The organism is Pseudomonas sp. NPDC089569 (genome assembly GCF_050280625.1).
Classification (GTDB): Bacteria; Pseudomonadota; Gammaproteobacteria; order Pseudomonadales; family Pseudomonadaceae; genus Aquipseudomonas.
In genome coordinates this window covers 1-24,698 of sequence record NZ_JBNNVQ010000088.1, presented here as the reverse complement: position 1 = coordinate 24,698, position 24,698 = coordinate 1, and the positions used below count along the sequence as shown (strand labels likewise).

At 60.0% G+C, this 24,698-nt stretch carries 25 protein-coding genes and 1 pseudogene; 9 read left to right on the top strand and 17 right to left on the bottom strand.

The features are described 5' to 3' along the window. Positions 1–657 (top strand): annotated as a pseudogene (locus tag ACQKP2_RS25030) (hypothetical protein); the annotation flags it as partial. Between the two features lie 93 nt (positions 658–750). Here the strand turns inward: ACQKP2_RS25030 and ACQKP2_RS25025 are convergent. The 10 genes from ACQKP2_RS25025 to glyQ form a co-directional block, all read right to left on the bottom strand. Continuing rightward, positions 751–1,605 (bottom strand): class I SAM-dependent methyltransferase, encoded by an 855-nt coding sequence (locus ACQKP2_RS25025; protein WP_427580357.1) that lies wholly within the window; start codon positions 1,603–1,605, stop codon positions 751–753. A gap of 73 nt (positions 1,606–1,678) precedes the next feature. Next, positions 1,679–2,596, bottom strand: a complete 918-nt coding sequence (locus tag ACQKP2_RS25020) for an NAD(P)H-binding protein (protein ID WP_427580356.1) — start codon at positions 2,594–2,596, stop codon at positions 1,679–1,681. Between the two features lie 29 nt (positions 2,597–2,625). Continuing rightward, positions 2,626–3,603, bottom strand: a complete 978-nt coding sequence (locus ACQKP2_RS25015) for a carbon-nitrogen hydrolase family protein (RefSeq protein WP_427580355.1) — start codon at positions 3,601–3,603, stop codon at positions 2,626–2,628. 55 nt (positions 3,604–3,658) lie between these two features. Continuing rightward, entirely contained in the window at positions 3,659–4,132 is a 474-nt protein-coding gene (locus ACQKP2_RS25010) for a MarR family winged helix-turn-helix transcriptional regulator (RefSeq protein ID WP_427580353.1), read from the bottom strand. A gap of 84 nt (positions 4,133–4,216) precedes the next feature. Then, positions 4,217–4,672, bottom strand: coding sequence for a DUF6130 family protein (locus ACQKP2_RS25005; protein WP_427580352.1), 456 nt, complete (start codon positions 4,670–4,672; stop codon positions 4,217–4,219). Positions 4,673–4,806: 134 nt separating this feature from the next. Beyond that, complete coding sequence (locus ACQKP2_RS25000; protein WP_427580351.1) at positions 4,807–5,526, bottom strand: response regulator transcription factor; 720 nt, start codon at positions 5,524–5,526, stop codon at positions 4,807–4,809. A gap of 338 nt (positions 5,527–5,864) precedes the next feature. Beyond that, a complete protein-coding gene (locus ACQKP2_RS24995) occupies positions 5,865–6,644 on the bottom strand; it encodes a lysophospholipid acyltransferase family protein (protein ID WP_427580350.1) in 780 nt (259 codons plus the stop codon). A gap of 81 nt (positions 6,645–6,725) precedes the next feature. Then, positions 6,726–7,265, bottom strand: a complete 540-nt coding sequence (gmhB, locus tag ACQKP2_RS24990) for a D-glycero-beta-D-manno-heptose 1,7-bisphosphate 7-phosphatase (RefSeq protein WP_427580348.1) — start codon at positions 7,263–7,265, stop codon at positions 6,726–6,728. A gap of 4 nt (positions 7,266–7,269) precedes the next feature. Next, the gene (gene glyS, locus ACQKP2_RS24985; RefSeq protein WP_427580347.1) at positions 7,270–9,324 is read right to left on the bottom strand and encodes a glycine--tRNA ligase subunit beta; all 2,055 of its coding nucleotides are present in this window, start codon (positions 9,322–9,324) and stop codon (positions 7,270–7,272) included. Beyond that, the gene (gene glyQ / locus ACQKP2_RS24980) at positions 9,321–10,274 is read right to left on the bottom strand and encodes a glycine--tRNA ligase subunit alpha (protein WP_003213601.1); all 954 of its coding nucleotides are present in this window, start codon (positions 10,272–10,274) and stop codon (positions 9,321–9,323) included. The genes glyS and glyQ overlap by 4 nt, the downstream gene beginning before the upstream one ends. 82 nt (positions 10,275–10,356) lie before the next feature. Between glyQ and tag the strand changes: the two genes are divergently transcribed. The 3 genes from tag (at position 10,357) to ACQKP2_RS24965 (ending at position 12,154) form a co-directional block, all read left to right on the top strand. Then, on the top strand, positions 10,357–10,914 hold the full coding sequence (gene tag / locus ACQKP2_RS24975) for a DNA-3-methyladenine glycosylase I (RefSeq protein ID WP_427580346.1): 558 nt from the start codon (positions 10,357–10,359) through the stop codon (positions 10,912–10,914). A 40-nt stretch (positions 10,915–10,954) separates the two neighbouring features. Beyond that, complete coding sequence (locus tag ACQKP2_RS24970) at positions 10,955–11,842, top strand: lysophospholipid acyltransferase (protein ID WP_427580345.1); 888 nt, start codon at positions 10,955–10,957, stop codon at positions 11,840–11,842. 72 nt (positions 11,843–11,914) lie between these two features. Next, positions 11,915–12,154, top strand: a complete 240-nt coding sequence (locus ACQKP2_RS24965; protein ID WP_427580344.1) for a PilZ domain-containing protein — start codon at positions 11,915–11,917, stop codon at positions 12,152–12,154. Here ACQKP2_RS24965 and ACQKP2_RS24960 read toward each other — a convergent pair whose 3' ends face one another. The 5 genes from ACQKP2_RS24960 to def form a co-directional block, all read right to left on the bottom strand. Continuing rightward, positions 12,155–12,469 (bottom strand): tetratricopeptide repeat protein, encoded by a 315-nt coding sequence (locus ACQKP2_RS24960; protein WP_427580343.1) that lies wholly within the window; start codon positions 12,467–12,469, stop codon positions 12,155–12,157. Between the two features lie 174 nt (positions 12,470–12,643). Then, positions 12,644–14,017, bottom strand: coding sequence for a Trk system potassium transporter TrkA (gene trkA / locus ACQKP2_RS24955; RefSeq protein ID WP_427580341.1), 1,374 nt, complete (start codon positions 14,015–14,017; stop codon positions 12,644–12,646). Positions 14,018–14,039: 22 nt separating this feature from the next. Then, complete coding sequence (gene rsmB / locus ACQKP2_RS24950; protein WP_427580340.1) at positions 14,040–15,350, bottom strand: 16S rRNA (cytosine(967)-C(5))-methyltransferase RsmB; 1,311 nt, start codon at positions 15,348–15,350, stop codon at positions 14,040–14,042. After that, a complete protein-coding gene (fmt, locus tag ACQKP2_RS24945) occupies positions 15,347–16,306 on the bottom strand; it encodes a methionyl-tRNA formyltransferase (protein ID WP_427580339.1) in 960 nt (319 codons plus the stop codon). Before fmt ends, rsmB begins: the two co-directional genes overlap by 4 nt. A 69-nt stretch (positions 16,307–16,375) precedes the next feature. Further along, positions 16,376–16,882, bottom strand: a complete 507-nt coding sequence (def, locus tag ACQKP2_RS24940) for a peptide deformylase (protein ID WP_427580338.1) — start codon at positions 16,880–16,882, stop codon at positions 16,376–16,378. A gap of 166 nt (positions 16,883–17,048) precedes the next feature. Between def and ACQKP2_RS24935 the strand changes: the two genes are divergently transcribed. From ACQKP2_RS24935 to ACQKP2_RS24925, 3 genes are all read left to right on the top strand, one after another. After that, the gene (locus ACQKP2_RS24935) at positions 17,049–18,074 is read left to right on the top strand and encodes a LysM peptidoglycan-binding domain-containing protein (RefSeq protein WP_427580336.1); all 1,026 of its coding nucleotides are present in this window, start codon (positions 17,049–17,051) and stop codon (positions 18,072–18,074) included. Positions 18,075–18,155: 81 nt separating this feature from the next. Further along, positions 18,156–19,262: a DNA-processing protein DprA gene (gene dprA, locus ACQKP2_RS24930; RefSeq protein WP_427580335.1), complete on the top strand. Its 1,107-nt coding sequence runs from the start codon at positions 18,156–18,158 to the stop codon at positions 19,260–19,262. Positions 19,263–19,316: 54 nt separating this feature from the next. Next, positions 19,317–19,874 carry an L-threonylcarbamoyladenylate synthase gene (locus tag ACQKP2_RS24925; protein ID WP_427580334.1) on the top strand — a complete coding sequence of 186 codons (558 nt, stop codon included), beginning with the start codon at positions 19,317–19,319 and terminating at the stop codon, positions 19,872–19,874. A gap of 118 nt (positions 19,875–19,992) precedes the next feature. Here ACQKP2_RS24925 and ACQKP2_RS24920 read toward each other — a convergent pair whose 3' ends face one another. Then, positions 19,993–20,970, bottom strand: coding sequence for an NADPH:quinone reductase (locus ACQKP2_RS24920; RefSeq protein ID WP_427580332.1), 978 nt, complete (start codon positions 20,968–20,970; stop codon positions 19,993–19,995). Positions 20,971–21,128: 158 nt separating this feature from the next. Between ACQKP2_RS24920 and hemF the strand changes: the two genes are divergently transcribed. Further along, positions 21,129–22,043, top strand: coding sequence for an oxygen-dependent coproporphyrinogen oxidase (gene hemF, locus ACQKP2_RS24915; protein WP_427580331.1), 915 nt, complete (start codon positions 21,129–21,131; stop codon positions 22,041–22,043). Positions 22,044–22,056: 13 nt separating this feature from the next. After that, positions 22,057–22,878 (top strand): shikimate dehydrogenase, encoded by an 822-nt coding sequence (aroE, locus tag ACQKP2_RS24910; protein ID WP_427580329.1) that lies wholly within the window; start codon positions 22,057–22,059, stop codon positions 22,876–22,878. A 101-nt stretch (positions 22,879–22,979) separates the two neighbouring features. On the opposite strand, the gene ACQKP2_RS24905 is transcribed toward aroE, so the two are convergent. Further along, a complete protein-coding gene (locus ACQKP2_RS24905; protein WP_427580328.1) occupies positions 22,980–24,548 on the bottom strand; it encodes a SulP family inorganic anion transporter in 1,569 nt (522 codons plus the stop codon). Positions 24,549–24,698: the final 150 nt, after the last annotated feature.

The following is a 24,698-nucleotide window of genomic DNA, read 5'->3' as shown; positions in this document are numbered from 1 at the left end:
GTGCATGTGGTCTATGGCCTGGCGTTCACCACGCTGTTCTTCCGCAACTACTACGTGAGTGTGCCGGATGCGCTGGTCAAGGCGGCGCGCCTGGAAATGCTGGGCAATCATGCCGCCATGCAAGATTGGCTGGCCCAGTATGAAGTGCGTCTGCGCACCGTCGAGAAGTCCGGCCTGGTTTACAAGGCCAGCCTGCGCGAAGACCGCGAGCGTGGTGTGTGGCTGCCGGAAGTCGAGCAGATCTCCCACGGGCTGTCCAACTACGTCACCTTCAACCGCGACTTCTTCGGCAGCAACGACTACAAGACAGTCGTCTCCCTGGGCGCACAGCTGAGCACCCTGCTCGACGAAGGTGCCTACATCCAGCGTGGCGAGCGCAAGAAAGCGGTCACCGAGTTCAAGGAAGCCCTTGATTGGCTGATGGCTGAAAGCACTAAGCGTCACACCATCCAGCGATACAAAGGTCTGGGCGAAATGAACCCGGATCAGCTGTGGGAAACCACCATGGACCCAAGCGTTCGCCGGATGCTGAAGGTGACCATCGAAGACGCCATTGGCGCCGACCAGATCTTCAACACCCTGATGGGTGATGCGGTCGAACCTCGCCGTGACTTTATCGAAAGCAACGCTTTGGCAGTTTCCAACCTGGATTTCTGATCAATTACACAATTGATTGATCAGACGCCCTGACAGGCAAACGAAAAAGGCCAATTCTCTGAATTGGCCTTTTTTATTGCGTGGAGGTGAAGACTAAATCCGGGGCGATTCATCCCGAACACTGACGGCCATTACCAGACGGATCCTGTTCTCGCGAAGATTGCGCGCAAAGTTCTCGGCCATTTTTCCAAAACGGTCCCCCATCACCAGCTTCAAGGTAGGGCCTTGGTTAGCAGATTGTGCAGAGGGCTTCTGGAAGCGATTGAACCACTCGATGAGTTCCTGGGTGACGTCCTGCCAGGTTTCTACCGTTAACCCTGCATCAGCCAGTGACTCACGCGTTTGCATATCGGTAAGCAAAACACTGTCCTCGCTGGTTTCAGCCCACGGAACTGGAAAACTCAGGGCAGGACTGTCTTCTGCTGCGAGTACATCGAAGAATCCGAATTTCCCACCAGGCTTGAGGACGCGACGAATTTCCCGGTAAACCTGAGCGCGGTTGGCAATGTTCATCACGACGTGCTGGGTATAAACGACGTCAAACTGCTCATCCGCAAGGTCCAGATTCAAGAGGTTGCCGACCTGATAATCCAGCAGGTTGTCCATGCCGGTACGCGCGGCCAGCAGCTTTGCCACGGCGACAAAGGACTCCGTCAAGTCCACCCCTGTAACGTGGCAGCCATATTTTTCTGCGGTGTAACGCGAGGGCCCTCCGAGACCTGAGCCGGCGTCCAGAACCTTCATTTCGGGTGTCAGACCTAACAGGTCGATAAAGTCAGCCGTCGTCTCCAGGCCACCGCTGTGGAATTGATCAAATCCAGCAAGTTGTTCACTGGTGATCGGCCCTTCACCCAAGGCTTCAAGCAATTGCTCGACCCTGGTCACCAGATCCTGTTGTTTTGCACCACCCTCGTAATGTTTACGAGCCACATCAGATTCATCGCTCACGACCATCACTCCAATTCACCATTACTGTTGTAACGCCGGGTATTCGTTCATGTCGCAACCATCACATCCGGCATCAGCCTGGTGTGAACTCAGCAGCGTGGGCTTTCACGAATTCGGCGGTGGTCATGGGCTTCTGGCCTGTCAGCGTAAAGACATCATCCGTCAGGCGGTCATAGCGACCCTGAGCATGAAGGTCGGCCATCACGGCGAGATGGTTGACCAAGTGGGCGGGTATACCGAACCCTCTGAGTTTTTCGGTCCAGGCCAACACTGGCACATCGCGATAGCGGATGGTGCGACCAAGCGATTCGGAAAAGGCGCGAGCGTGTTCCGTCAAATCAGCAGACTCAGGGCCGGTGAGGTTGTAAACCTGACCGATGTGTGGTGCCGGATTATCCAGGAGGGTAGCGACGACGCGTGCCACGTCATAAGCCGCAATTGGGGAGGTTCGGGCGTTACCGAGCGGCAGGGCGAGCTCGTCGTTCTCTCTGACTCCGGTGGCGGCCAATCGCAGGAAGAATCCGTCGAGAAACACTGTCGGGCGCACATTGACCACCGGCAGGCCGGACCAGGCGAGCACTTGTTCTGCCAGCCAATGCAACTTGTGCTGTGGACTGCTGGTTGAGTCGTGGATGTTCATTTGCGACACGGTCATCTGCGACATGTTCACGATGGCCTCCACGCCGTGATGACGTGCAACGGCGGCCAGGTTTACCGTCGCTTCAAGATAGGCCGGTGAAATGGACATGCCAAAGTAGATGCGTTTGGTGCCCTCAACGGCGCGGTGTAACGATTGGAGATCGGTCAGATCAGCGACGACCACCTTCGCGCCGAGTTTGCGCAGATGTTCCGCGCGCTCATCTTCGCGACGAACCATCGCACGTACCTTGTGTCCCTTGGCCAATAACAGAGTGACGACACTGCGACCGATGGCGCCGACATCTCCCGCCGCACCTGTGACCAAAATCGGATATTCAATTGAAGTTTTCATAGAGAACTCACCAGGGGCGCGGTGCGCCATCAGAGGATTTCGAAGCCGGAATCGGCATTGAGGGCGGGATGTGCACTGCGTTCATGGAAGTTCGCAGTGGGTGTGCGGTCTATCAGCAGGCTCAGCAACTCCGGACGGTTGTAGTGTCCGGCCGAGTCCATCAGCAGCTTGCGACGGCTGATAAGACTGAAATCGAGATCGGCGATGACTTCGCCCTCCCCCTCACGGAGCGGCTCGCCGATCAACATGCCGTCTGGCGCCACAATGGTGGTGAAGCAACCCCCGGAGATCGGCCCGATCGAGCAGCCCGTATCCTTCATGATTTGCGCCTGTTGATCAGCATCGAGCCATGCCGTGGCATTCACAACGAATACGCCGGATTCCAACGCATGCTGGCGAATATTGATCTCCATGCGTTGTGCAAAGCCTTCACCGAAAGCCGAGCCGGGATACATGGCGGAATGGATCTGCTCGCCGTCGGCCATCATGGCGTAGCGCGCCAAGGGATTGTTGTGTTCGAAACAAGCCAGTTGACCGATGCGGCCGACCTTCGTATCGACTGCCCGCAGGCCCGAGCCATCGCCCTGCCCCCAGATCATGCGCTCGAAGTGCGTCGGGGTAATCTTGCGGCGGCGCTGTACGAGGGTGCCATCAGCGTCGAACAACAGTTGGGTGTTGTAGATGGTTCCGCCATCACGTTCGTTGACACCTATGGAGACCACCATGCCAGCGTCGCGAGCGGCCTGGCCGATGGCATCGGTCGCCGGGGACGGTACGGTTACCGATTGCTCGAGCAGTTTGAGGTGCTCATTGCCGGCCAGAATCTCGACGCCTGTCTGTACCGCTGAGAAATAGGGGTAATACGGCACTACGGTTTCGGGGAACGTAGCGAATTGGACACCTTTCTGCCCAAGTTCGCGGATCTTGCGTGCAACTTTCTCGACAGTCGCTTCCCGGCTGTACAGCACGGGACTGATTTGTACGGCGGCGGCCTTCACGATGGTCATAGTGGTCAACCCTCATTAAAATGATGTATATGCAACATAGTGGTTAAAAGAAAGGCTACCCAGCTAGCCCTTCCGCAGGAAGCGCAGCTGAAAGCTGCACAATGGCGGATGCTCCTTCATCACCCAGTAGTTGCCTGGCCATCACTTGAGCGGCGCGCCAAGCAGGCATGGCTTGAGCGAGCAGCTCGCGGCCTGCCTCGGAAATCATGATGGGGCGGCTGCGCCCCTTGTCGGGCATGATTTCTTCGGCCCATCCCTGGTCGAGTACCAACTGCAAGTTACGCGTCGACGTCGAACGTTCCTGGTGGTTTTCACGGCCTATCTCGGCGCGACTCGCGCCGTCCATGCGGGCAATGAGCACCAGCAGGGAGAACTGCGAGGAACTCAATCCGAATGGACGCAGTTCCTGGTCGAACAGGTTGGTAATCACGCGCGAGATTCGGCGTGTTCGTGTCATCAGGCATTGTTCCGCTACTTCGGTAACGATGCTGCTGACGGTTTCTGTTTTCGGGAGCGATTGAGTTTTCATGGGACAAACAATGATGCATATACACCAATACTTCAACCCCTCCACTCAAAAACCAATGACCACTGGTCGTTAACTGCCACGCCGCTACATGTTCCCGTCAGTGTGCGATTGCGGGACCGTAAAATTGACCGTCGTACTGGTGAGGATCTTGTGGGTTGGATCGGCCACTTCCAGCAGGATCTTGTGCGGGCCGGGTTTCAAGCCAACCACGATGATTGGATCTTCACTGGTGTGCGCCCAGGTTCCTTGCCAGTCGTCGACAGTCACGTGCAGATGAGCGAGGCGTGGAGAGACTCCTGCGGCCGCTTTGCCAAATACCGGCATGATTCGGGCATTCTCTGTCTGGTATTGGATGATGACAACACCGCGGGCAAGTGGCTCGGCGAGCGGGGGATAGGCGATGAGTTTTGGAGCTGTTTCAGACTCCAGCGGAAGGATGGCCGGTGGATGCTGAACATCCGTAGCAGCCTGTGCCCAGGCTACGGCTAAAAGGAAGGAACTCAAGGCAACGAGGGAGCAACGTCTGCGGGCGAGTGGCATGGTATTTCCTCCCGTGTTAATTCATTCGGGACGAAGCTGGATGCGTTCTGATCAGATTAGCAGCGACCTTCCGGCCTGCCGGATTGTGATCCGCTGGTCCGCGCTACCCTCCTTCAATGGGGGACGAATGACGGCTACTCACTGGCCGATGTCACGCTCTCCAGGCGATACCCGTAGCCATAGATCGTCAGCAACTGCCAACCGCGATTGGCAGTCAGTCCAAGCTTGTTGCGCAGGCGATAGATATGGGTGTCCAGCGGGCGCGACGATGCCACTTCCTCATGCGTCCAAAACCGTTCATACAGGTAATCCCGGGACAACGGCCGGCCGAGGTTGCTGAACAGGCACCGTGCCAGGCGATACTCGCGCTCGGTCATGACAACGGGTTTGCCCTCGCGGGTAACACTGAGTTCGCCATCGTCGAATACCAGGTCGTTGAAATGCAGGACTTCACCGGTGGCGGAGTGTCGCGGGCGGTGCCGGCGCAGCACGGCAGCGACCCGAGCCTTTAGTTCATTGGGGCGGAACGGTTTGCTGATGTAATCGTCGGCTCCAGCATTGAGCGCCTGGACGATGTCACTCTCGTCATCGTGGCCGGTGAGCATGATCGCGGCTGGTGGTGCGTCCAGGTGTTCGCGGGTCCAGTGCAAGAGCTCAAGCCCGCTGAGGTCTGGCAGTTGCCACTCCAGAATGATCAAGTCGAAGGTTTCCCAGCGCAGTTGGCGCAGCAAGTCCTCTCCCCGCTCAAAGCTGTGCAGGGCCCAGGCATCCTCTCCTGGTGCAGCCATCTGATGGAGCGTCTGTTCCACCCGGCGCAAGTCAGCCGGCTCATCGTCCAGTATCGCGACTCGCATATGCGCTATTCCTTGGCTCTGAGGGCGTTCCGTTATCAACCCATAGCGCCCGGTTTGGGAGAATGAACCCTGGCAGCCCGCCACTGGCTGTCCGCTATGATTCTAGTCATTGATAAAGACCTGCGCCGCCCACGAAGGCCTTTCTTGTTGCATGCGTGAAACAGCCCGGCGCGGGCATAAAAAAACCGGCTATATCAGCCGGTTTTTTTGCGCCCGAAAAAAACTTATGCACGTTTTTCCGAGTTTTATCAGTTTATGAAATATACATATAAATCATAAGGTTAGAATCATTGGGCATGAGGTTTAAAGGAAACGGTACACAGGTTATCCACAGTGTCTCAGACAACCGCCTGACCGTCCGAAACCGGCGCTTTAGGCGCAGGTGGCAGAGAGCCCATTTCCCGTTGCATCTGCTCGTTCCAGGCCTGAACACGGTCGTTCAAATCGGCAATGGCGCGTGGTCCGCTGCCTTCGGCATACATCGGTGTGCCGATGATCACGGTAATCACCCCAGACTTCTTCGCCCAACCGTTTTTCGGCCAGAACTTGCCGGCGTTGTGAGCAATCGGCAGTACCGGCAGCTCGGCATTGACCGCCAAAGCGGTTCCGCCCCGGGAGAATTTGCCGATGGTGCCGTAAGGAACGCGTGTGCCTTCGGGGAAGATCAGTACCCAGACGTTATCCTTGAGCAATTCGTCGCCCTTCTGGGCTACGTGCTTGAGGGCCGCCTTGGGATTGTCACGGTCGATGGCAATCGGGCGCAGCATGGCCATGGCCCAGCCAAAGAACGGTACATATAGCAATTCACGTTTGAGCACCTGGCTCAATGGCTGGAAGTACGCCGAGAGAAAGAATGTCTCCCAGGTGCTCTGGTGGTTCGACTGAATCACGCAGGGGCGGTCCGGGACATTCTCGGCACCTTTTATTTCATAGCGAATGCCAAGGAAGACCCTGGTCAGCCACAAGGCGCAGCGGCACCAATAAACGTTGATAAAACGATAGCGCGCCTTGAATGGCAGAAAGGGCGCGATAAAAAAGCTCAGGCTGCACCACAGCAAGGAGCTGGTGCCCAGCAGCAGGTAAAAGAGGAAGATTCTGATGGCCTGCAGTATCGACATGGCGACGTTTACCGTTACGGGCATTGCCCGACTGTTCAAGCGCACCCCCGAACATTCCTTGGTCAGGATGTCGAAAGCGCTCTAATTGTGGATAAGTTCTGCGGCAATCGCCGCCAGATCGTCGAAAATCAAAGTGCCTGCCGGTAGGGTCTTGCCCAAAGTCTTTTCGCCTTTCCCGGTCTTGACTAAAACAGGCTGAGAATCGACGGCTTTGGCGGCTTCCAGGTCACCGAGACTATCGCCGACGAACCAAAGATTAGTCAGCGATACGTTGTAATGTGCGGCGATGCTTTTCAGCATCCCGGGTTTTGGCTTGCGGCAATCGCAGCCGTCGTCCGGCCCGTGCGGGCAATAGACGATCAGCCCGACTTCTCCACCCTGCTGCGCCACCAGCGAGCGCAAGCGCTCGTGCATGGCGTCCAGGGTGGCGATGTCGTAATAGCCGCGGGCAATGCCCGACTGGTTGGTAGCGACTGCTACCGTCCAGCCGGCCTTGCTCAACTGCGCGATGGCTTCGATCGAACCGGGGAGCGGGATCCACTCCTCCACCGACTTGATGTACGCATCGGAGTCGTAATTGATCACTCCGTCCCGATCGAGAATCAGCAGTTTCAACAGCAACTCCTCAGCCCAGCAGCGAAATGTCGGCAACGCCGAGGAACAGACCACGCAGACGCGCCAGTAAGGCATAACGGTTGGCGCGGACCTTGGCATCTTCCGCGTTGACCATCACCGCTTCGAAGAACGCGTCCACCGGCTCGCGCAGGGCGGCCAGGCGTGCCAGCGATTCGCTGTACTGGCGCGCAGCGGCCATCGGCTGCACGGCTTCGTCAGCCTGCTTGATCGCCGAGTACAGGGAGAACTCGTTGGCGTTGTCGAAGTACTTGGCTTCCACAACGGTAGGCACCGAGCCTTCGAGCTTGCTCAGCAGGTTCGACACACGCTTGTTCACGGCGGCCAGTGCGGCGGCTTCCGGCAGTTTGCGGAACGCTTGCACGGCTTGGACACGCTGGTCGAAATCCAGCGCCGAACCCGGCTTCAGGGCACGTACCGACAGGTAGGTCGCGACATCGACACCTTCGTCTTCGTAGCGGGCGCGCAGACGGTCGAAGATGAACTCCAGAACCGCGTCGCTCAGGCCGGCGGCCTTGACCTTGGCACCAAAGCCATTCACGGCAAAGGCCACGGCATCGTTCAGGTCCAGATCCAGTTGTTTCTCGATCAGGATGCGCAACACGCCCAGTGCTGCACGACGCAGGGCGTACGGGTCCTTGCTGCCGGTAGGCAACATGCCGATACCGAAAATGCCGACCAGGGTGTCGAGCTTGTCGGCGATGGCCACGGCTGCACCGGTCAGGGTCGATGGCAATTCTGCACCGGCACCGCGCGGCATGTACTGCTCGTTCAGGGCCAGCGCGACATCTTCCGGCTCGCCATCGTTGAGGGCGTAGTAGTAGCCGGCAACACCCTGCATCTCCGGGAACTCGCCGACCATTTCAGTCGCCAGGTCACACTTGGACAGCAGGCCTGCGCGTGCAGCCCAGGAAGCGTTGCCACCAATACGTGCAGCGATGTAGGCGGCCAGTTTGGAAACGCGCTCGGCCTTGTCATAGACGCTGCCGAGTTTTTCCTGGAACACCACGTTTTGCAGGCGCTGGTTGAAGTCTTCGAGTTTCTGCTTCTTGTCTTGCTTGAAGAAGAACTCGGCGTCGGTCAGGCGTGGGCGAACCACTTTCTCGTTACCGGCGATGATCTGCTGCGGGTCCTTGCTCTCGATGTTGGCCACGGTAATGAAACGGGGCAGCAACTTGCCGTCGACATCCAGCAGGCAGAAATACTTCTGGTTGTCCTGCATGGTGGTGATCAGGGCTTCTTGCGGAACATCGAGGAAGCGTTCCTCGAACGAGCACACCAGCGGCACCGGCCATTCGACCAGCGCGGTCACTTCGTCGAGCAGGTCCGGCGGCACGATGGCGGTGCCTTCCTGGCGGGTCGCCAGCTCTTCGGTACGCTTGGTGATGATCTCGCGACGCTCATTGGCATCGGCCAGCACGTAGGCGGCGCGCAGGTCAGCCAGATAGCTGGATGGCGAACCGATACGCACGTTCTGCGGATGATGGAAGCGGTGACCGCGGGAATCGCGACCCGCCTTCTGCGCCAGGATGGTGCAGTCGATGACCTGGTCACCCAGCAGCATCACCAGCCATTGGGTAGGACGAACGAACTCTTCCTTGTGCGCGCCCCAGCGCATGCGCTTGGGGATCGGCAGGTCGTTCAGGGAGTCTTCGACGATGGTCGGCAGCAGGCTTGCAGTCGCTTTGCCGGCGATGTTCTGGCTGTAGCGCAGTTTCGGGCCGCTCTGATCGATTTCGCTCAGGTCGACGCCGCACTTCTTGGCAAAGCCCAGTGCCGCTTGAGTCGGATTGCCGTCGGCATCGAACGCGGCCTGGCGTGGCGGGCCGTCGAGGTTGATGCTGCGATCCGGCTGCTGGGTGGCCAGCGAGGTGATCAATACGGCCAGGCGACGCGGCGCGGCATATACGGTTTTGGTTTCGTAATTGAGGCCGGCAGCTTGCAGGCCCTTGTCGATACCGGCAAGAAACGCCTCGGCCAGGGAGTTCAGGGCCTTGGGTGGCAGTTCTTCAGTGCCCAGTTCAACCAGAAAATCCAGAGCACTCATTGTGCAGCCTCCAGCTTGGCCAGTACTTCGTCACGCAGATCCGGGGTCGCCATCGGGAAGCCCAGCTTGGCGCGAGCCAGCAGGTAGGCTTGCGCAACGGAACGCGCCAGGGTGCGAACACGCAGAATGTATTGCTGGCGCGCGGTCACGGAAATCGCCCGGCGCGCATCCAGCAGGTTGAAGGTATGGGAGGCCTTCAACACCATTTCATAGCTCGGCAACGGCAGCGGCTGGTCGAGTTCGATCAGGCGCTTGGCTTCGCTTTCGTAGAAATCGAACAGTTCGAACAGCTTCTCGACGTTGGCGTGTTCGAAGTTGTAGGTCGACTGCTCCACTTCGTTCTGGTGGAACACGTCGCCGTAGGTCACCTTGCCGAAAGGACCGTCGGCCCAGACCAGGTCGTAGACCGAGTCCACGCCTTGCAGGTACATGGCCAGGCGTTCCAGGCCGTAAGTGATCTCGCCGGTCACCGGGTAGCATTCGATACCGCCCGCTTGCTGGAAGTAAGTGAATTGCGTCACTTCCATGCCGTTGAGCCAGACTTCCCAGCCCAGACCCCAGGCGCCCAGGGTCGGCGATTCCCAGTTGTCTTCGACAAAGCGAATGTCATGCACCAACGGGTCCAGGCCCACGTGCTTGAGCGAGCCCAGGTACAGTTCCTGGAAGTTGTCCGGGTTCGGCTTCAGGACGACCTGGAACTGATAGTAGTGCTGCAGACGGTTCGGGTTTTCGCCGTAACGGCCGTCAGTCGGGCGACGGCTTGGCTGTACATAGGCGGCGTTCCAGGTTTCCGGGCCAATGGCGCGCAGGAATGTAGCGGTGTGGAAAGTGCCGGCGCCTACTTCCATATCGTAGGGCTGAAGTACCACACAACCTTGCTCGGCCCAGTATTGCTGGAGGGCGAGGATCAAGTCTTGGAAGGTACGCACGGCTGGCGTAGGCTGGCTCACGAAATTCACCTGTTTCTTGGGCTGCGATTTAAAGAGCGGGAGTATACCCGATTCATGGCTGCGCACGTCCCCCTGGAGCCTTATGCCACGCTGCTTTTGGTGTTCCGAAGATCCGCTGTACATGGCCTATCACGATCAGGAGTGGGGCACGCCGCTACGCGATGCGCAGGGTTTGTTCGAGTTGCTTTTGCTCGAAGGGTTCCAGGCCGGGCTTTCCTGGATCACGGTGTTGCGCAAACGCGAGCATTATCGCCAGGTGATGTTCGGCTTTGACGTGCAACGCGTGGCGCAGATGAGCGATGCCGAAATCGATGAATTGATGCTCGATCCGGGGATCATTCGCAATCGCCTCAAGCTCAATGCCGCCCGACGCAATGCCCAGGCCTGGCTGGCACTGGAAGATCCGGTGGCCTTTCTCTGGTCCTTTGTCGGCGGCGAGCCGAAAATCAATCATTTCAAGGATCGCACCGAAGTCCCCGCCGTCACGCCCCAGGCTGTGGAGATGAGCAAAGGTTTGAAAAAAGCCGGCTTCACCTTCGTCGGCCCGACCATTTGTTATGCACTGATGCAGGCGTCGGGCATGGTCATGGATCACACGCAGGACTGTGACCGCTACGCGATGCTGGCCAACGGCGGTTAGAATGGCCGCCTCGCGCACAGCACAAGATCAGGAGTGACCTGTGGATAAGTTTAAAGGCGCCTTGCTGGTAGGCGCTCTGCGGCTGTTTGCCCTGCTGCCGTGGTGGGCAGTGCAGGCCGTCGGCTCGGCGATTGGCTGGGTGATGTGGAAAACCCCCAACCGCTCTCGCGATGTGGTACGGATCAACCTGTCCAAATGCTTTCCGGACATGGACCCCGACGAACGCGAACGTTTGGTCGGCCAGAGCCTGAAAGACATCGGCAAGTCCCTGACCGAAAGCGCCTGCGCCTGGATCTGGCCCGCCCAGCGTTCCATCGACCTGGTGCGCGAAGTCGAAGGCCTGGACGTATTGAAAGACGCCCTCGCCTCCGGCAAAGGCGTGGTGGGCATCACCAGCCACCTGGGTAACTGGGAAGTGCTCAACCACTTCTATTGCAGTCAGTGCAAACCGATCATTTTCTATCGTCCGCCAAAATTGAAGGCGGTGGATGAGTTGCTGCAGAAACAGCGCGTGCAACTGGGCAACAAGGTCGCTGCGTCAACCAAGGAAGGCATCCTCAGCGTCATCAAGGAAGTGCGCAAAGGTGGTGCAGTGGGCATTCCCGCTGACCCGGAACCGGCCGAATCCGCCGGAATCTTCGTGCCCTTCTTCGCCACCCAGGCGCTGACCAGCAAATTTGTCCCGAACATGCTGGCCGGCGGCAAGGCCGTCGGTGTGTTCCTGCATGCGCTGCGCTTGCCGGATGGTTCGGGGTACAAAGTCATTCTGGAAGCGGCTCCCGAGGCCATGTACAGCACCGATACCGAGACGTCTTGCGCGGCCATGAGCCAGGTGGTCGAGCGCTATGTGCGGGCGTATCCGAGCCAGTACATGTGGAGCATGAAGCGTTTCAAGAAGCGCCCTCCGGGTGAAGAACGCTGGTATTGAGTCGATTGGCATGATCTGTGGATAACATTCCTGTCGGAGTTATCCACAATCGTTCATACAAGGGCGCAGCAGATGTCCGAACACCGCAAATCATTTCGTATCAAGATCAGCCACGAGAGCGTGGGCGAGTGCCTGGGCCAGACCCGCAATTTGTCGACCACGGGTGTCTACGTCAAGCATCCGGCGCTGTCGAAGGTGCCCAGGGGCGCGGTGGTGTACGGGCAGGTGCAGGACTTGCCCACAGGTGCGCCCCGCGTGCGCATGGAAGTGGTGCAGGTGGATGCCGAAGGTATTGGCTTGCGATACCTCTGATCAGTGCGCCTGACGTTCGAGTTTCTTCAAGAACACGGTCATTTCCTTCTCCGCCTGTTTGTCTCCGTGATTTCGTGCCGCTTCCAGTCCCCGTTCCCAGGCCTGGCGCGCAGCCGCATGATCCGCCAGCGCCAGATGCGCCTTGCCCAGTAGCTTCCAGGCAGCCGAATACTTCGGGTCGATCTCGACGCAGCGCTGAAAATGCTCGACAGCCTTGGCGTTTTCCCCCTGATCCAGATAGCCCTTGCCCAGACCGAAGCGCAGCAAAGAGTTATCCACACCCTTGGCGAGCATTTTTTCCAGGGATTCGATCATTGGTGGGTTCCTTTTTTATGGAGCGTCAGGGAAGTTTATTGTGACTTTGAATCCGCTATCGCTGGCAAGCCAGCTCCCACAAGTCTTTCGGTTGTTCACAAGTGCTGCTTACACCCGAGAACCCTGTGGGAGCTGGCTTGCCAGCGATGGGGTCTGTGCAGTCACCACAAAAACTCAGAAAAAGCTCAACCCCACATGGAACAGCTTTTCCACATCGCGAATATGCTTTTTATCCACAAGGAAAAGAATCACACGGTCACCGGCCATGATGACCGTGTCGTCATGGGCGATGATCACTTCTTCGTCGCGGATGATCGCGCCGATGGTGGTGCCCGGCGGCAGGCCGATGTTCTCGATGGCCTTGCCGATGACCTTGCTCGACTTCGCATCGCCGTGGGCAATCGCCTCGATGGCTTCCGCCGCGCCCCGGCGCAGTGAATGAACGCTGACGATATCGCCGCGCCGCACGTGGGCCAGCAAGGTGCCGATGGTCGCCAGTTGCGGGCTGATGGCGATATCGATGTCGCCACCCTGGATCAGGTCGACGTAGGCCGGGTTGTTGATGATGGTCATCACCTTCTTTGCGCCCAGGCGCTTGGCCAGCAGCGATGACATGATGTTGGCCTCGTCATCGTTGGTCAGGGCCAGAAAGATATCGGCATCGGCGATGTTCTCTTCCATCAGCAAGTCGCGGTCGGAGGCACTGCCCTGCAGCACCACGGTACTGTCCAGGGTGTCCGAGAGATGGCGGCAACGCGCCGGGTTCATCTCGATGATCTTGACCTGGTAACGGCTTTCGATGGCCTCGGCCAGACGCTCGCCAATTTGCCCGCCGCCGGCGATGACGATGCGTTTGTAGGTCTCGTCCAGTCGACGCATTTCGCTCATGACCGCGCGGATGTTCGCTTTGGCGGCAATGAAAAACACTTCGTCATCCGCTTCGATCACCGTGTCGCCCTGGGGCAGGATCGGCCGGTCACGACGAAAAATCGCTGCGACGCGGGTTTCGACATTCGGCATGTGCTCGCGCAGCTGGCGCAATTGCTGGCCCACCAACGGCCCGCCGTAATAAGCCCGTACCGCGACCAGTTGCGCCATGCCGTCAGCGAAATCGATGACCTGCAGGGCGCCCGGGTGCTGGATCAAGCGCTTGATGTAGTTGGTGACCACTTGTTCCGGGCTGATCAGAACGTCAACCGGGATCGCTTCGTTATCGAACAGTTCAGTGCGAGTCAGGTACGCGGCTTCGCGGACCCGGGCAATCTTGGTGGGTGTGTGAAACAGGGTGTGGGCGACCTGGCAGGCGACCATGTTGGTTTCATCGCTGTTGGTCACCGCCACCAGCATGTCGGCATCGTCAGCGCCGGCCTGACGCAATATGGTCGGTAGCGAGCCACGTCCCTGGACCGTACGGATGTCCAGGCGGTCACCGAGGTCTCGCAGGCGCTCGCCGTCGGTGTCGACCACGGTGATGTCATTGGCCTCGCTGGCCAGGTGTTCCGCCAGTGAACCGCCGACCTGCCCCGCACCCAGGATGATGATCTTCATCCAGTCACTCCATTGAATCGGTTTAACCGCGCGCGGCGGCGATCTTGATCAGCTTGGCGTAGTAGAACCCGTCATGGCCGCCCTGCTGGGCCAGCAGCTGGCGGCCATGGGGTTGCTTGATGCCGGCGGCGGTCGCCAGGTCCAGCTCGCGGGCGCCTGGTGTGCGGGCAAGAAACGCTTCAATGACTTCGGTGTTCTCGGTCGGGAGTGTGGAGCAGGTGGCGTACAGCAGGATGCCGCCGACCTCCAGGGTCTTCCACATGGCGTCCAGCAACTCGCCTTGCAGCACCGCCAGTGCAGCAATGTCATCGGCTTGGCGGGTAAGCTTGATGTCCGGGTGACGACGAATGACGCCTGTGGCCGAGCACGGTGCGTCCAGCAGGATGCGCTGGAACGGCTTGCCGTCCCACCAGGCCTGGGTGTCGCGGCCATCGGCGGCAATCAGTTCGGCGCTCAGGCCCAGGCGCTCGAGGTTTTCCCGTACCCGCACCAGACGTTTGGCCTCCAGATCCACGGCGACCACGCCGGCCAGCGCCGGCTCCGCTTCGAGGATATGGCAAGTCTTGCCACCCGGAGCACAGCAGGCATCGAGCACGCGCTGACCTGGCGCAAGATCGAGCAGATCGGCCGCCAATTGCGCAGCTTCGTCCTGAACGCTGATCCAGCCTTCGGTGAACCCCGGCAGACTGCGCACATCGGTGGCGGTGTCGAGGATGATGCCGTCACGGCTGTAAACGCACGGTGTGGCGGCAATGCCGGCCTCAGTCAGCAGGCCGAGGTAAGCATCGCGAGTGTGATGGCGGCGGTTGACCCGCAGAATCATTGGAGGATGCGCGTTGTTCGCCTCGCAGATCGCTTCCCACTGTTGCGGCCAAAAGGCCTTCAAGGATTTTTGCAGCCAGCGCGGATGGGCGGTGCGTACCACGGGATCGCGCTCAAGCTCAGCGAAAATCGTTTCGCTTTCGCGCTGAGCGTTGCGCAGCACGGCGTTGAGCAGGCCCTTGGCCCAAGGCTTTTTCAGTTTGTCGGCGCAACCGACGGTTTCGCCGATGGCGGCGTGGGCCGGCACGCGGGTGTAGAGCAATTGGTAGAGACCGACCAGCAGCAACGCTTCGACATCGGCGTCGGCGGCCTTGAACGGCTTCTGCAACAATTTGGCTGCCAGCGCGGACAAGCGTGGTTGCCAGCGCGCGGTGCCGAACGCCAGATCCTGGGTGAAACCGCGATCGCGGTCCTCGACCTTGTCCAGTTGTGTCGGCAGTGAGCTGTTGAGCGAAGCTTTACCGCCAAGAACAGCAGCCAGTGCCTTGGCGGCAGCCAGACGTGGGTTCATTGAGCGTCCGCCGCTTGGCCCAGCACAGTGCCGGTGGTGAATTTTTCGCGACGGCTATTGAACAGGTCGCTGAAGTTCAAGGCCTTGCCGCCGGGCAATTGCAGGCGGGTCAGGCAAAGCGCCTGCTCGCCGCAGGCAACGATCAAGCCGTCCTTGCTGGCGCCGAGGATTTCCCCCGGTGCGCCCTTGCCTTGCGCCAGGTTCGCGGCCAGGACTTTCAGCGCTTCGCCGTCAAGCGTGCTATGGGTAATCGGCCACGGGTTGAAGGCACGTACCAGACGCTCCAGCTCAACCGCCGGGCGGGTCCAGTCGATGCGTGCTTCATCCTTGTTCAACTTGTGCGCATAGGTGGCGAGACTGTCGTCCTGCACTTCGCCCACAAGCGTGCCGGCGGCCAGGCCGGCAATCGCCTGCACCACTGCTGGCGGCCCCATTTCGGCCAGTCGGTCGTGGAGGCTGCCGCCGGTGTCTTCGGCACTGATTGGCGTGGTGACTTTCAGCAACATCGGCCCGGTGTCGAGCCCGGCTTCCATGCGCATCACGGTCACGCCACTTTCGCTGTCGCCCGCTTCGACGGCGCGCTGGATCGGTGCCGCACCGCGCCAGCGCGGCAGCAACGAGGCATGGCTGTTGATGCAACCCAGGCGCGGAATATCCAGCACCACTTGCGGCAGGATCAAGCCGTAAGCGACCACGACCATCAAGTCCGGTTTCAGTGCTGCCAGTTCGGCTTGCGCCTGTTCGTTGCGCAGCGTTGGCGGCTGCAGCACCGGGATGCTGTTCTCCAGAGCAAGCTGCTTGACCGGGCTCGGCATCAGCTTCTGCCCACGACCTGCCGGGCGATCCGGTTGAGTGTAGACCGCGACGATCTCATAAGGGCTGCTCAGCAGGGCCTTGAGGTGTTCGGCGGCGAATTCCGGGGTGCCGGCAAAGACAATGCGCAGTGGCTCGGTCATGGGTGGCTCTCTATTGCAAAGCATCTGAAAAGAAAAAGGCTTGCCGCGGCAAGCCTTTGAAGAGGGGCATCAGGCGTTCTGGCGATGAAGCTTTTCCAGTTTTTTCTTGATGCGGTCACGTTTGAGCGTGGACAGGTAATCGACGAACAACTTGCCATTGAGGTGGTCGCATTCGTGCTGGATGCACACCGCGAGCAATTCCTCGGCGATCAGTTCGAAAGGCTGGCCGTCGCGGTCCAGGGCCTTGACCTTGACCCTTTGCGGGCGATCGACGTTTTCGTAGAAGCCCGGCACCGACAGGCAGCCTTCCTGATACTGGCCCATGTCGTCGGTCAGGGGTTCAAGTTCCGGGTTGATGAACACTCGCGGTTCGGTGCGGTCTTCGGAAAGGTCCATCACAACGATACGTTTGTGCACGTTGACCTGGGTCGCGGCGAGGCCGATGCCCGGAGCCTCATACATTGTTTCAAACATGTCATCGACCAACTGACGCACTTCGTCGTCCACTACGGCCACCGGTTTGGCGATAGTGCGCAGGCGCGGGTCAGGGAATTCGAGGATGTTCAAAATGGCCATAAGCTTGATGACTGCACGTGTTAGGTAAGGTCGGGCCGGTGGCCAGGCAGGTCCGAAGACGCGGGCTACCGTTGTGAATCGTAGCTCCTTTTCAGGAGTGAGCCAGGAGCGAAATACCGGGTCTCAAGCGTTTCACGCGAACGCACATAATAAAGGGATTCACCGCATGAGGAAATCACTACTCGCCCTGCTCCTTCTGGCTTCGGCTGGTGTGACGTACGGGCAAGTGCAGCTCAGGGAAGATTTTCCACAGCACTACACCGTGGTATCGGGGGACACACTTTGGGACATCGCGGGAAAATACCTCCGTGAGCCCTGGCAATGGCCGCAACTGTGGCAAGCTAACCCGCAAGTCGAAAACCCCGGCCTCATCTACCCCGGCGATTCGCTATCGCTGGTCTACGTCAACGGCCAGCCACGCCTGACCCTGGATCGCGGGGCCTCCCGGGGCACCATCAAGCTCTCGCCGCAGGTACGTCGCAGTCCGGTGGCGGACGCGATTTCGAGCATCCCGCTCAAATCGATCAACAGCTTTCTGCTGAGCAACCGAATCATCGACAGGACAGAGGATTTCGACAAGGCGCCTTACGTGGTCGCCGGTGATGCCGAGCGAGTGCTCAGTGGCATGGGTGATCGTCTCTTCGCCCGCGGCCATTTCGACCCGGCACAACCGGTGTACGGCATCTTCCGCCGGGGCAAGGTCTACACCGATCCGCAGACCGGAGAGTTTCTGGGGATCAATGCGGACGATATCGGCGGCGGCGAGATTGTCGCCACGCAAGGAGACGTTGCCACGTTGGCGCTGCAACGCACGACCCAGGAAGTACGTCTTGGCGATCGTTTGTTCAGTGGTGAGGAGCGCCCGATCAATTCGACCTTCATGCCCAGTGCACCCGGCAGGGAAATCAACGGCCTGATCATCGACGTGCCGCGTGGCGTGACGCAGATCGGCGCGCTGGATGTGGTCACGCTGAACAAGGGCCGGCGCGATGGCCTGGCCGAAGGCAATGTGCTGGTGGTCATGAAGACGGGCGAAACAGTGCGTGACCGGATCACCGGCCAACCCCTGAAGATTCCGGATGAAAGCGCCGGTCTGCTGATGGTTTTCCGCACCTACGACAAGCTCAGCTACGGGTTGGTGCTCAACGCATCGCGCTCGTTGGCGGTCTTGGACAAGGTGCGAAATCCGTAAGCAAGCTTCACAAGTTACCAACAGAGTTATCCACAGCTTGTTCCCGCCTTGGCGGGTACCTTTGACGATCAAGGATGATCCATGTCGCCATCTGCTATTACCTGCGTTTCCCCGGCGGAACTGGAAGCGCGTCTACGCCTGCACCGGTTGCCGGAACTGGGACCGGCGCGATTCAAGAAACTGCTGGAGGCCTTTGGGTCAGCGTCCCGGGCCATCAGCGCGCCAGCCAGTGCCTGGCGTGCGCTGGGCTTGCCATTGGCGTGCTCGCAGGCTCGACGCAGCGCTGAAGTTCGCGATGGGGCCAGCCATGCATTGGCCTGGTTAGAGCGCCCGGCCCAGCATTTATTGATGTGGGACCAGCCGGAGTATCCCGCGCTGCTGGCGCAAATCAGCGATGCGCCGCCATTGATATTCGTGGCGGGCAATCCTGGAATCCTGGAAAAACCGCAGCTGGCCATGGTGGGCAGTCGTCGCGCATCAAGACCCGGCATGGATACCGCCGCCGCGTTTTCCCGCAGCCTGGCCGGTGCGGGATTCGTCATCACCAGTGGTCTGGCCCTGGGTATAGACGCTGCCGCGCATCAGGCGGCTCTGGATGTGGGCGGGCAAACGATCGGGGTGCTCGGCACAGGGCTGGAAAATTTTTATCCACAGCGCAATCGAAGGCTGGCCGATGCGATGATCGCGTCGGGCAGCGCGGTGCTTTCCGAGTTCCCGTTGGACGCAGGTCCCACCGCCAGCAACTTCCCGCGGCGCAATCGAATCATCAGTGGCTTGTCCCTGGGCGTGCTGGTGGTCGAGGCCAGTGTCGCCAGCGGTTCGCTGATTACCGCTAGGCTGGCGGCGGAACAGGGTCGGGAGGTGTATGCGATTCCCGGATCGATCCATCACCCCGGTGCCAAGGGCTGCCATCAGTTGATCCGTGACGGCGCGGTACTGGTGGAGACGGTCGAACATATCCTCGAAGCCCTGCGTGGCTGGCAGCACGTGCCGTTATCCACAGCGTCACCAACGCCTGCTGCATGCCATCCTTTGTTGGCGCTGCTCCACGCCGCGCCTCACACCAGCGAAGCACTGGCCAATGCCAGTGGTTGGGACTTGCCCAAGGTATTGGTGGCGCTGACCGAGCTGGAAATGGAGGGTTGCGTGGTGTGTGAAAACGGGCGCTGGTTTGCGCGGGCAAGCTAGGTTTTAGCGCGAAGATCGGTAAACTGCGCAAAACCTGATTCCGGAGAGTTTTTCATGGTCAACAGTTGGCGTGTGCAACAAGCCGCACGAGCCGTTCGCACAGGAGCGGTGATTGCCTACCCAACCGAGGCCGTCTGGGGGCTGGGCTGTAACCCGTGGGATGAAGAGGCCGTGGAGCGTTTACTGCTGATCAAGGGCCGGTCCGTGGATAAAGGCCTGATTCTGGTTGCAGACAACATTCGCCAGTTCGATTTCCTGTTCGAAGATTTCCCTGAGCTGTGGATGGATCGCATGGCCAGCACCTGGCCGGGACCGAATACCTGGCTGGTGCCGCATCAGAATCTATTGCCGCAGTGGATTACCGGTGTCCATGACACCGTGGCGTTGCGGGTCAGTGACCATCCGCAGGTGCGGGAGCTGTGCAGCCTCGTCGGGCCGCTGGTATCGACCTCCGCCAACCCGCAAGGCAGGCCGGCGGCGCGCACGCGGCTTCGCGTCGAACAGTATTTCCGGGGAGAGGTGGATATGGTGCTCGGCGGGATGCTGGGCGGGCGCAAGAACCCGAGTGTGATCCGGGATCTGGCGACGGGTCGGGTCGTGCGTCCGGATTGATACCGCGTCATCGTTCTTCGCGGGCAAGCCTCGCTCCTACAAGGAAATTTCGTCGTACACAATTTTTGTGTTCGCGGAGGATTCAACGTAGGAGCGAGGCTTGCCCGCGAAGGCGTCCTCAAGGCAACAGAATCACCGACCCGGTCGTACGCCGTGCTGACAATTCTGTCTGCGCCTTCGCCGCATCAGCCAGTGCAAAACGCTGGCTGATGTCCACGTTCAGCTTGCCGCTGATGATCATCCCGAACAGCTCATCGGCCATGCGCTGCAGGTTTTCCGCGTTGTTGGCGTAGGTGCCGAGGGTGGGTCGGGTCACGTACAGTGAACCTTTCGCCGCCAGAATCCCCAGGTTGACCCCGTCCACTGCGCCGGATGCGTTGCCGAAACTCACCACCAGGCCGCGCGGTGCCACGCTGTCCAGAGAGGTGAGCCAGGTGTCCTTGCCGACACCGTCGTACACCACCGGGACTTTTTTCCCGTCCGTCAATTCCAGCACCCGCTGTGCGACGTTTTCATGGCTGTAGTCGATCGTCGCCCAGGCGCCATTGGCTTTGGCCAGCGCGGCTTTCTCTGCCGAGCTCACCGTGCCGATCAACTTCACGCCCAGGGCCTTGGCCCACTGGCAGGCCAGGGAGCCCACGCCACCGGCCGCGGCATGGAACAGGATGGTTTCGCCGCCCTTGAGCTCATAGGTCTGGCGCAGCAAATATTGCACGGTCAGGCCTTTGAGCATGACGGCGGCGGCCTGTTCGAAGCTGATGGCATCGGGCAGGTGAACCAGGTTGGCCTCGGGCAAAACGTGAACGTCGCTGTAGGCACCCAGCGGGCCGCTGCCGTAAGCCACGCGATCACCGACCTTGAACCGGGTGACTTCGATGCCGACCGCCTCGACCACGCCCGCGCCTTCCGCCCCCAGGCCCGAAGGCAAGGCAGGCGGTGGGTAGAGACCACTGCGGTAATAGGTGTCGATGAAATTCAGGCCGATGGCCTTGTTGCTCACGCGCACCTGCTGCGGGCCCGGTGCGGCAGGTTGGTAATCCACATACTCAAGCACTTCGGGGCCGCCATGGGCGCGGAACTGGATACGCTTTGCCATTTGATCTCTCCTGAGACTGGTTTACCAAGCGCACTATCGGACTCCTAAGCTTGATCTTCGTCAACTGCGACGAGCGCACCGGCGGTGGTATGCTACGCGCCCATTTGCGCCGGCTCCGCTGGAGCGCCGCGTAGCTTTGCCCGATCCAAGGTGATGCCATGACTACCCGCACCGAGGCCGTAAAAGCCTACCTGCTCGACCTGCAAGACCGCATTTGCGCTGCCCTGGAAGCCGAAGACGGCGGCACGCGCTTCGTCGAAGATGCCTGGACCCGGCCTGCCGGTGGCGGCGGACGTACGCGGGTGATCGAAAACGGTACGGTCATCGAGAAGGGCGGCGTCAACTTTTCCCATGTCTTCGGTAGCGGTCTGCCGCCGTCGGCCAGTGCCCATCGGCCGGAACTGGCCGGGCGTGGCTTCGAAGCCCTGGGTGTGTCGCTGGTGATCCACCCGCACAACCCGCACGTTCCGACGTCCCACGCCAACGTGCGTTTCTTCATTGCCGAAAAAGAAGGCGAAGAGCCGGTCTGGTGGTTCGGCGGCGGTTTCGACCTGACGCCGTACTACGGCAACATCGAAGACTGCGTACATTGGCATCGGGTGGCCGAACAGGCCTGTGCACCGTTCGGCCCGGACGTTTATTCCCGGTACAAAGCCTGGTGCGACAGCTATTTCCATATCAAGCATCGCCATGAGCCTCGGGGCATCGGCGGTCTGTTTTTCGACGACCTGAACGAGTGGGACTTCGACACCAGTTTCGCGTTCATGCGCGCCATTGGTGATGCGTACATCGATGCTTATCTGCCAATTGTGCAGCGTCGTAAAAAGGATGCGTTCAGCGCGCAACAGCGTGAATTCCAGGAGTACCGTCGCGGGCGCTACGTCGAATTCAACCTGGTGTACGACCGAGGCACCTTGTTCGGCCTGCAATCGGGCGGACGTACGGAGTCGATCCTGATGTCCCTGCCACCGCAAGTACGCTGGGGTTATGACTGGAAGGCCGCGCCTGGCAGCGAGGAAGCGCGCCTGACCGACTACTTCCTGCAAGATCGCGACTGGTTGGCCGAGGCCTGAACGAGGAATGTTGATGGACCGTTATGTCGTATTCGGTAACCCGATTGGCCACAGCAAGTCGCCACTGATTCATCGCCTGTTTGCCGAGCAGACCGCGCAGAAACTCGATTACAGCACTTGCCTTGCCCCCCTCGATGATTTTTCCGGCTGCGCCCGGTCATTTTTCATCGAAGGTCGCGGGGCGAACGTCACGGTCCCATTCAAGGAAGAAGCCTATCGCCTGGCGGACAACCTGACGGCGCGGGCGCAACGGGCCGGTGCGGTGAACACCCTGAGCAAACTGGCTGACGGCACCTTGCTCGGTGATAACACCGACGGCGCTGGCCTGGTTCGGGACCTGACGGTCAACGCCGGCTTCAGCCTCCAGGGCAAACGCATCCTGTTGCTCGGTGCCGGCGGGGCCGTGCGCGGTGCCCTGGAGCCATTGTTGGCCGAGCAACCGGCCTCGGTCATCATCGCCAACCGAACGGTGGACAAGGCCGAATTGCTGGCGGAACTGTTCTGCGACCTGGGGCCGGTATCGGCCAGTGGTTATGACTGGTTGCAGGAGCCGGTGGACCTGATCATCAACGCCACCTCCGCGAGCCTGACAGGCGATGTGCCGCCCATTGCCGCCAGTCTTGTCGAACCGGGCAAAACGGTGTGCTACGACATGATGTATGGCAAGGAGCCGACTTCGTTCTGCCGCTGGGCCAGCGCGCAGGGTGCGGCGGTTTCGATGGACGGCCTGGGGATGCTCGCCGAGCAGGCGGCAGAAGCGTTCTTCCTGTGGCGCGGCGTGCGACCGGACACGGCACCGGTGCTGGCCGAGCTACGCCGCCAGCTAGCCCTCTAACCCGCCCCTGTTGTTGTAGGAGCGAGGCTTGCCCGCGAAGGCGTCCTAAAAAACGCCAAGAGCTTCGCGGGCAAGCCTCGCTCCTACAACAGGGGGGGTGTTCAGTCTTCGAAGCGGATCGGGCACTTCTCCGCGCCTTCGAGCTTTCTCAATTCTTCCACCACCTGTGGCCGTGCCCGGCGCAAGGTCAGGCTGCGATCCTGGCGCAGTAGCCGTCGCGCTTCCTGATGCAGCATTTCCACCCCTGAATAGTCGATGAAGTTGATCTGCTGCGCCTCGATCACCACACGTGCGCCGTGCATTCTTTGCAAGCGCACTTGCAGGTAATGGCTGGCGCCGAAGAATATCGAACCGCCGACCCTCAGGATGTCTTCGTCGCCGTCGCGCACGTGTTGTACCCGCGGTTGCGAGGTGCGCTTGAGATAGAAGAACAGTGACGCCAGCACGCCGGCATAGATCGCGGTCTGCAGCTCCAGCAGCAGGGTCGCGGCGCACGTCAGGGCCATGACCGCGAATTCTGCGCGGCTGACCCGCAACAACGCACGAATACCACGATGATCCACCAGTCCCCAGGCAATCAACAGGATGCTGCCGGCCATTGCCGGAATCGGGATGTGCGCGATCAAACCGGCACCGAAGAGCGCAAACAGGGCGACCCACAGCGCGGAAAAAATGCCTGCCAGCGGCGAGCAGGCGCCCGCTTCATAGCTCAGGCCCGAGCGGGTAAAGGAGCCGGCGGACAGCGATCCGGAAAAGAATGCGCCCACGATGTTGGACAGGCCCTGGGCGCGGACCTCCTGGTTGGCGTCGAGCAATTGCTGCGAACGTGCGGAGATCGAGCGGGCAATCGACAGGCTGGTCACCAACCCCAGCATGCCTACCGCCACGGCGCTGGGCAGCAAGCGCAGGACCAGGTCGAGGTCCAGGGGCAGCGGGCTCAAGGGCGGTAATTGTCCGATAAAGGCGCTGACCAGTTGTACATGGCCGAACATCGAGGGCCATAGCGCAACCAGAGCGCTAGCCAATATCAGAGTTATCAACAGGGTTGGCCATCGAGGCAGCAACTGCTTCAGTACGATGCCGACCACCACCGTGGTCATGCCGAGCACCAGCGAGGGTTTATCCACAGCGCGCAAGTGTTGCAGCAGATCCATGAGGCTCGCCAGTGCGGTGGATTTGCCTGGCAGATCCAGCCCCAACAGGTTCGGCAGTTGGCCAATGGCAATCACCACCGCCGCACCGAGGGTAAAGCCGAGCACGACCGAATGCGAAACGAAGTTCACCAACGCCCCAAAGCGCAGTAATCCCAGGAGCCACTGGAAAATGCCGGCCAGGAAGGTCAGCAGCAGGATCAAGGTGACGTAGTCCTGTGATGCCGGAACAGCCAACGGGCTGACACTGGCGTACAGGACGATGGAAATGGCTGCCGTGGGGCCACAGATCAAATGCCACGACGAGCCCCACAGGCAAGCGATCAACACCGGGATGATTGCCGCATACAGGCCGTACTCCGGTGGAAGTCCGGCGATCAGCGCGTAGGCAATGGATTGTGGCAACGCGAGAATGGCGCCGCTGAGACCGACGATCAAATCGCGACCGACACTGGCGCGGGTTTGCCGGGGTAGCCAGGCAAGAAACGGCAAGAGTGAATGGCGGCTGGGAAGGGCCATGGAGCCTCTGGGGCAGGGTTTACGAAAGAATATCAGGACCTCAGGGTCTGTAGGAGCCAGGCTTGCCGGCGAAGGCGCCATCGAAATAGCCAACCCCCCCAACCCAGGCACCAACAGATATTACATAAAAATTTGGTTTGACCACCCGCA

Coding starts and splice junctions, on each gene's coding strand:
- ACQKP2_RS25000 (WP_427580351.1), bottom strand. CDS start 5,526: ATGCGAGTCGCGATACTGGACGATGAGCCGGCTGACTTGCGCCGGGTG.
- trkA (WP_427580341.1), bottom strand. CDS start 14,017: ATGAAGATCATCATCCTGGGTGCGGGGCAGGTCGGCGGTTCACTGGCG.
- ACQKP2_RS24905 (WP_427580328.1), bottom strand. CDS start 24,548: ATGGCCCTTCCCAGCCGCCATTCACTCTTGCCGTTTCTTGCCTGGCTA.
- ACQKP2_RS25015 (WP_427580355.1), bottom strand. CDS start 3,603: ATGACCATCGTGAAGGCCGCCGCCGTACAAATCAGTCCCGTGCTGTAC.
- aroE (WP_427580329.1), top strand. CDS start 22,057: ATGGACCGTTATGTCGTATTCGGTAACCCGATTGGCCACAGCAAGTCG.
- ACQKP2_RS24960 (WP_427580343.1), bottom strand. CDS start 12,469: ATGATCGAATCCCTGGAAAAAATGCTCGCCAAGGGTGTGGATAACTCT.
- ACQKP2_RS25005 (WP_427580352.1), bottom strand. CDS start 4,672: ATGCCACTCGCCCGCAGACGTTGCTCCCTCGTTGCCTTGAGTTCCTTC.
- ACQKP2_RS24920 (WP_427580332.1), bottom strand. CDS start 20,970: ATGGCAAAGCGTATCCAGTTCCGCGCCCATGGCGGCCCCGAAGTGCTT.
- ACQKP2_RS25020 (WP_427580356.1), bottom strand. CDS start 2,596: ATGAAAACTTCAATTGAATATCCGATTTTGGTCACAGGTGCGGCGGGA.
- rsmB (WP_427580340.1), bottom strand. CDS start 15,350: ATGAACCCACGTCTGGCTGCCGCCAAGGCACTGGCTGCTGTTCTTGGC.
- def (WP_427580338.1), bottom strand. CDS start 16,882: ATGGCCATTTTGAACATCCTCGAATTCCCTGACCCGCGCCTGCGCACT.
- fmt (WP_427580339.1), bottom strand. CDS start 16,306: ATGACCGAGCCACTGCGCATTGTCTTTGCCGGCACCCCGGAATTCGCC.
- tag (WP_427580346.1), top strand. CDS start 10,357: ATGCCACGCTGCTTTTGGTGTTCCGAAGATCCGCTGTACATGGCCTAT.
- dprA (WP_427580335.1), top strand. CDS start 18,156: ATGTCGCCATCTGCTATTACCTGCGTTTCCCCGGCGGAACTGGAAGCG.
- glyS (WP_427580347.1), bottom strand. CDS start 9,324: ATGAGTGCTCTGGATTTTCTGGTTGAACTGGGCACTGAAGAACTGCCA.
- hemF (WP_427580331.1), top strand. CDS start 21,129: ATGACTACCCGCACCGAGGCCGTAAAAGCCTACCTGCTCGACCTGCAA.
- ACQKP2_RS24935 (WP_427580336.1), top strand. CDS start 17,049: ATGAGGAAATCACTACTCGCCCTGCTCCTTCTGGCTTCGGCTGGTGTG.
- ACQKP2_RS25010 (WP_427580353.1), bottom strand. CDS start 4,132: ATGAAAACTCAATCGCTCCCGAAAACAGAAACCGTCAGCAGCATCGTT.
- ACQKP2_RS24965 (WP_427580344.1), top strand. CDS start 11,915: ATGTCCGAACACCGCAAATCATTTCGTATCAAGATCAGCCACGAGAGC.
- ACQKP2_RS24995 (WP_427580350.1), bottom strand. CDS start 6,644: ATGTCGATACTGCAGGCCATCAGAATCTTCCTCTTTTACCTGCTGCTG.
- ACQKP2_RS24925 (WP_427580334.1), top strand. CDS start 19,317: ATGGTCAACAGTTGGCGTGTGCAACAAGCCGCACGAGCCGTTCGCACA.